The 5,828-nt window shown below is 65.8% G+C and carries 7 protein-coding genes; 5 read left to right on the top strand and 2 right to left on the bottom strand.

Annotation, left to right across the window (positions count from 1 at the left end; genetic code table 11):
- A partial coding sequence (locus tag ABWP50_RS08145) for a hypothetical protein (protein WP_353217500.1) occupies positions 1-264 on the bottom strand: 264 nt, incomplete at its 3' end.
- Entirely contained in the window at positions 261-1,622 is a 1,362-nt protein-coding gene (locus ABWP50_RS08140; RefSeq protein WP_353217499.1) for a glycosyl transferase family protein, read from the bottom strand. The genes ABWP50_RS08145 and ABWP50_RS08140, both read right to left, overlap by 4 nt.
- Before the next feature lie 325 nt (positions 1,623-1,947).
- On the opposite strand from ABWP50_RS08140, the gene thyA reads away from it, so the two are divergent.
- From thyA to ABWP50_RS08115, 5 genes are all read left to right on the top strand, one after another.
- A complete protein-coding gene (thyA, locus tag ABWP50_RS08135) occupies positions 1,948-2,871 on the top strand; it encodes a thymidylate synthase (RefSeq protein WP_353217498.1) in 924 nt (307 codons plus the stop codon).
- Positions 2,868-3,380, top strand: coding sequence for a dihydrofolate reductase (locus tag ABWP50_RS08130; protein ID WP_353217497.1), 513 nt, complete (start codon positions 2,868-2,870; stop codon positions 3,378-3,380). Before thyA ends, ABWP50_RS08130 begins: the two co-directional genes overlap by 4 nt.
- Before the next feature lie 23 nt (positions 3,381-3,403).
- On the top strand, positions 3,404-4,567 hold the full coding sequence (locus tag ABWP50_RS08125; protein WP_353217496.1) for a dipeptidase: 1,164 nt from the start codon (positions 3,404-3,406) through the stop codon (positions 4,565-4,567).
- Positions 4,568-4,590: 23 nt separating this feature from the next.
- Positions 4,591-5,517 (top strand): bifunctional riboflavin kinase/FAD synthetase, encoded by a 927-nt coding sequence (locus ABWP50_RS08120; protein ID WP_353217495.1) that lies wholly within the window; start codon positions 4,591-4,593, stop codon positions 5,515-5,517.
- Positions 5,518-5,595: 78 nt separating this feature from the next.
- Positions 5,596-5,828 (top strand): class I tRNA ligase family protein (locus ABWP50_RS08115; protein ID WP_353217494.1); only part of this gene is annotated, 233 nt, incomplete at its 3' end.

Here is a 5,828-nt window from a genome sequence, read left to right as displayed (position 1 = left end):
CAGCGGCGGCGACAGCGGCGGCGACAGCGGCAAGGGCACGGCGCTGGCCTCCGCAATCTCCAGCCGGGCGGGCACCGCCAGCAGCGCAGCCGCAGCATGAAATTGCGCTGCGATCAGCGGCATTCGCCAGCCCAGCCACAGCATCACCAGCCCCGCGAAACCCACCAGCGCCCGCAGCGGGCGGCCCGGCCGCGCAGCGCGCCTGTCCGGCCGCGCAGCGCGCCTGTCCGGGCGCGCAGCGGCGCTGTCCGGGCGACCCGTCACGCCTCGCCCGGAAAGCGGTGCTGCGTCTTGTCCCAGAGGGGCGTCCGCCCGGCGCGCAGCGCGGAACGATAGCGCCGCACGGCATGCACCGCCGCAGCCGCGTTGATCAAATTGCCCACGGCGGCGCGCGGCATCGCCAGCAACGCTTCGACCGGGCCGTGCAGCCGCCACGTGAAGCACACCCGCAGCAGCAGCCGCCACACCAGCAGCAGCCAATTGATCCACAGCAGCCACAAGAGCGGGCCTTGCGCGGCCGCCGGCAGCCGCGCTGCTGCTGGCCACAGCATGCGCAGCAATGTGTCCAGACCCAGCAGCAGCGCCAGCACATAGGCCGCCACCGTGACCAGCGCCATCAGCGGCGCCTTGCGATCACGCAGCAGCATCCAGCGCTGCACCAGGCCGCCCTGCCAGCCCAGCCGATCCCAGCCAGCCAGCGAAATGCCGATCAGCCAGCGTGATTTCTGCCGCACGGCGCTGGCAAAATCAGCCGGGAAATGCTCGGCAGTGGCCACCGGCTGGCCGCCTTCCCACTGCCACACCAGCACGCCGCGCCCGCCCAGCGCGTGCAGCCGCTGGCCCAGTTCATAATCCTCGGTCAGGCTGTCGGCATCAAAGGGCTGGTCGCCGCGCATTGCCGCCACCTGGCCAAGCATCCGCCGGCAAAACGCCACCCCCACCCCGGCCGAAGGCAAGCCAGCGCCGAGCCATTGCCGCACCAGCAGATCCTTGCCGTGGCTTTGCGCAAATTCATCCATGTAATGGCCGGAGATTAGCGGGCTGGCCGCATCTGGCAGCGGCAGCACCGGCAATTGCACCATCGCGCGGCCGGCGATATGGGCCGCAAACACGCGCAATTCGCCGGGATGCACGACATCTTCGGCATCATGCAGCACAATGGCATCAACCAGCCGGCCGCGCGCGGCTTCATCCGCCAGCATCGCGCGCCACAGGCTGTTCAGGCAATCGGCCTTGGTGGTTGGCCCGGGCCGCGGACCGATCACCGGCTGCAACCGCGGATCGGACAGGGCCTGCACAGCTGCGATCCCGGCCGGATCATTTGGATACAGCCCGACATAGATGCGCACATCCGGCCAATCCAGCCCCGCCAGCAGCCGGCGCAGCATGGCGCCGATCACATCGGCCTCATCCCAAGCCGGGATGAAGATCGCAAACACCGGCTGCCGATCAACCGTTTGGTCTGGTGGCGGCCGCCCGGCCCGCGCTGCCGCCGGCATCACCCGCCACAGCATGTCCACCACCAGATCATCAACGCCATTGATCGCCGTGATCAACGCCGCCAGCAACAACGCTTCGGCCAGCGCAACATGCCAGACCGGCAACAGATCAGCCGCAATCATGATTGCGCGCCGCGAAGGGGGTGGGTGCTCCGGCACAGCCAAGGCCAAACAGACGGGGAGGGCCGCTTGCAGATCAGGGCGGTGTACCGGAGCACCCTCGGCGGCGGCATGGCTGGCGCAGGGTCAAAACGACCAGCCATGCCGCCGACCGATCTCTAGAAAATCAAATTGGATTGCATGCCAAGCCAGTCATCAAAGTATGTGCCGGCGCACTGGATGCTCACGCCAATCCCGACAGTGCCCATCATTTTTCCCCCATGTGCATCTGCACGAAGTGGACAGGACGGCAGTTGACGGCGGTTCGCCATATCCCCGACAAGGGGCAATGATTCACGCCGGCGAAGAGCAATATCTTAATCTTGTTAGGCGTGTATGGCACGGCGGCGCGCAGCGCAGTGACCGCACCGGCACCGGCACGCGCGCACTGTTCGGCGAAATGCTCAAATTCGATCTGTCCGATGGCACCGTGCCGCTGCTCACCACCAAACGCGTGTACTGGAAGTCCGCCATTCGAGAATTATTGTGGTTTTTGAATGGCCAATCCAATATCCAGCCACTGGTGGCGCAAGGCGTGCACATCTGGACCGATTGGCCGCTGGAGACCTATCGCCGGGCCACCAACGACCCGATCAGCCGCGAAGATTTCGAAGCGCGCATCGTCACCGACGATGATTTTGCCGCCCGCTGGGGAGATCTTGGCCCGGTGTACGGCGTGCAGTGGCGGCGCTGGCCGCGCTATGCCGCCAACGCGGATGGCAGCTACCGCGCCGATACGCCGCATGACCAGATCAGCGAGCTGGTCCACGGCCTGAAAACCAACCCATCCAGCCGCCGCCACATTTTCACCGGCTGGAATGTGCCCGAATTGCACCGCATGGCGCTGCCGCCCTGCCACATGACTTATCAGTATTTCGTCGCCGATGGGCGCCTTTCGGGCATTCTCTATCAGCGCAGCTGCGATCTCGGCCTGGGCTTTCCATTCAACATCTTCGAAGCCGCCGTGCTGATCCGCATGCTGGCGCAGCAATGCGGGCTGGAGCCCGGCACGCTCACCTGGATGGGCGCGGATTGCCATCTGTATCTGAACCACGAACATCTCGTTACCGAGCAGCTATCCCGCGCGCCCCGCCCCTTCCCGCGCCTGTCGCTGGCCCGCCAGCCGGATGATCTGTTCAGCTATGCTCTCGAAGATTTCGTCATCGATGGCTACACGCCGCACCCGCCGATTGCGGCGCCGGTGGCGGTATGACCCTGAACACCAATCTCGATGTAACGCTGGTTGTCGCCCGCGCCGTCAATGGTGTGATCGGCAACCAGGGCGCGCTGCCTTGGCATTTGCCGGCCGATCTGAAACGCTTCAAGGCGATTACCGTTGGCAAGCCAGTGGTAATGGGCCGCAAGACGTTCGAATCGATCGGAAAACCCCTGCCCGGCCGGCAGAATATCGTGCTGACTCGCGATGCCGGCTGGCATGCCGATGGCGTGACCATCGTGCCCAATCTGGCCGAAGCCGTGGTGGCAGCCGGCCTGGACCCGCGCATTCGCGGCACGGTGATGATCATCGGCGGCGCGCAAATCTATGCCCTCGCCCTGCCCATCGCCACCCGCATCGAATTGACCGAAGTGGCAGCCGAGCCGGTGGGCGACACCGTCCTGCCGGCCTTTGATCCCGCCCGCTGGCAGGAAATCGCCAGGGTTACCCACGCGCCAGACGGTGATATGCCGGGCTTTGCCTTCATCACGCTGGAACGGCGGTAGCGCGGGCAATTCGGGGGGATTTCATGCGAACATTGCTGCTGGGGACGGGCGGGCTGCTGTTGCTGGCTGCCATAGGATTCTTCGGCTTTCTGCCCGGCATCGCCGAACGCGGCATGAACCGCACCACCGGCGCAGCCTGGCCGGTGGCGCCGCCGGCCGCTGCGCTGCACAGCCGGCTGAGCGTGATCGATCTCCATGCCGACACGCTGATGTGGAAACGCGATCTCTTGTCCGAAACCAGCCAGGGCCATGTCGATCTGGCGCGGCTGGAAACCGGCAATGTCGCGCTGCAGGTGTTTTCCAGCGTCACCAAAACCCCGCGAAACCAGAATTATGACAGCAATTCCGGCGATACCGACAATATCACCCTGCTGGCGGTCGGCCAGTTGCAGCCGGTGCGCACCTGGAGCAGCCTGCTGGAACGCTCCCTGTGGCACGCACAGAAACTCCACGATGCCCAGGATCGCGCCGCCGGGCGCCTGCGCATCATCAAGACGCCGGCCGCTCTGGCCCGCCTGCTGAGCGATCGCGCTGCCGGCCGCAAGGTGACCGGCGCGCTGCTCTCCACCGAAGGCAGCCAGAATCTGGAAGGCGATATCGCCAATGTCGCCCGCCTGCACGCCGCCGGATTTCGCATGCTGGGCCTGGTGCATTTTTTCGACAACGAAGTCGGCGGATCGATGCACGGCATCAACAAGGGCGGCCTGACCCCATTTGGCGCGCAAGTGGTGCGCGAAGCCGAAGCGCGCGGCATGATCATCGATGTTGCGCACAGCAGCGCCGCAACGGTGGCCGATGTGCTGCGCATCGCGGCGCGGCCGGTGGTGGTGTCGCACGGCGGCGTCAAGGCCACCTGCGACACACCGCGCAACCTCAGTGATGATCAACTGCGCGCGCTCAGCGCCAACGGCGGCATGATCGGCATCGGTTATTGGGATGCCGCCGTGTGCCAGCCGACGCCGCAGGCCACGGCCAAGGCGATCCTGCACGCCGCGCGGGTGGCGGGGATCGATCATGTCGGGCTGGGCAGCGATTATGACGGCGCCGTAACGGTTGGTTTTGATACCGCGCACATTGCCGCCGTGACCGACGCACTGCTTGCCGCTGGCCTGAGCGAGGCGGACATTGCCAAGGTGATGGGCGGCAATGCGGCGCGGCTGCTTGCCGCCGGGCTGGCCCCCCGCTAAGCCCGAACGATGGATTTGATCGAATGGAGCTGATCTCTCGGGGCGCTGCCCTGCCCTCGCATTTGCGCGGCGGCATTGCCGCGCTGGGCAATTTCGATGGCTTTCATGCCGGCCACCAGGCGGTGGTGGGCGCAGCGCGCGATTGGGCGCGCAAATTGGGCCGGCCGGCGCTTGTCGCCAGCTTTGATCCGCATCCGGCGCGGCTGTTTCAGCCCGATCTGCCGCCGTTTGCGCTTTCGACGATTGCGCAACGGGCGCAGTGGCTGGACGAGTTCGGCATGGACGGTGCCGTGGTGATGCCGTTTAGTCGCGCGTTGGCCGCGCAATCGGCCGCGCAATTTGTCGACGAATGGCTGTTCACGCGGCTGGGCGTGGCCGGCGTGGTGACGGGGGGCGATTTCACCTTTGGCAAGAACCGTTCGGGCGATGTAACCGAACTGGCGCGGCTCGGGCTAGCCAATGGCTTTGCCGCCCGCGTTGTCGATGCCGTGCAGGACAGCGCGGGCATCATCAGCTCCACCCGCATCCGTGCCGCCTTGCGCGCCGGCCAGCCCGGCACAGCGGCGCAAATGCTCACCCGGCCGTTCACGATAACCGGCACGGTCGAACACGGTGCCAAGCTGGGCCGCACATTGGGCTTCCCCACCGCCAACATGGTGCTGGGCGATCATGTCCGCCCGGCCTACGGCGTCTATGCGGTGCGCGTGGTGCTGCCCGATGGCCGCCGCGTGGACGGCGTCGCCAATCTGGGCATCCGCCCGATGATCGAACCGCCGCTGGAGCTGCTGGAAACCTGGCTGATGGACTGGAGCGGCGATCTTTATGGCCAGCACCTGGCCGTGGAGTTGATTGCCTATTTGCGCCCCGAAATGAAACTGCCGGGGCTGGAAGCCCTGAAGGCGCAGATCGCAATGGACGCCGATGCAGCGCGAGCGGCGCTGCGGCCCTAATCATCTCTCCCGCCGTGAGAGAGGTGAAGTACAGGGGACAGGTGACACAACCGCCCCCATCCCCTAAAGCCCGCACATATGACCGTGCCAGATTATCGCTCCACCGTGTTCCTGCCGAAAACCGACTTTCCGATGAAAGCCGGCCTGCCGGAGCGCGAGCCGCAGATTCTGGCCAAATGGCAGGCCGCCGATCAATATCGCCAACTGCGCGACGCCCGCGCCGGCCGGCCCAAGTTCATCTTTCATGATGGCCCGCCCTACGCCAACGGCGATATGCACATCGGCCATGCGCTGAACCATATCCTGAAGGA

The organism is Sandarakinorhabdus sp., from assembly GCF_040398645.1.
Taxonomy (GTDB): Bacteria; Pseudomonadota; Alphaproteobacteria; order Sphingomonadales; family Sphingomonadaceae; genus Sandarakinorhabdus.
This window is presented reverse-complemented; position numbering and strand designations above follow the sequence as displayed.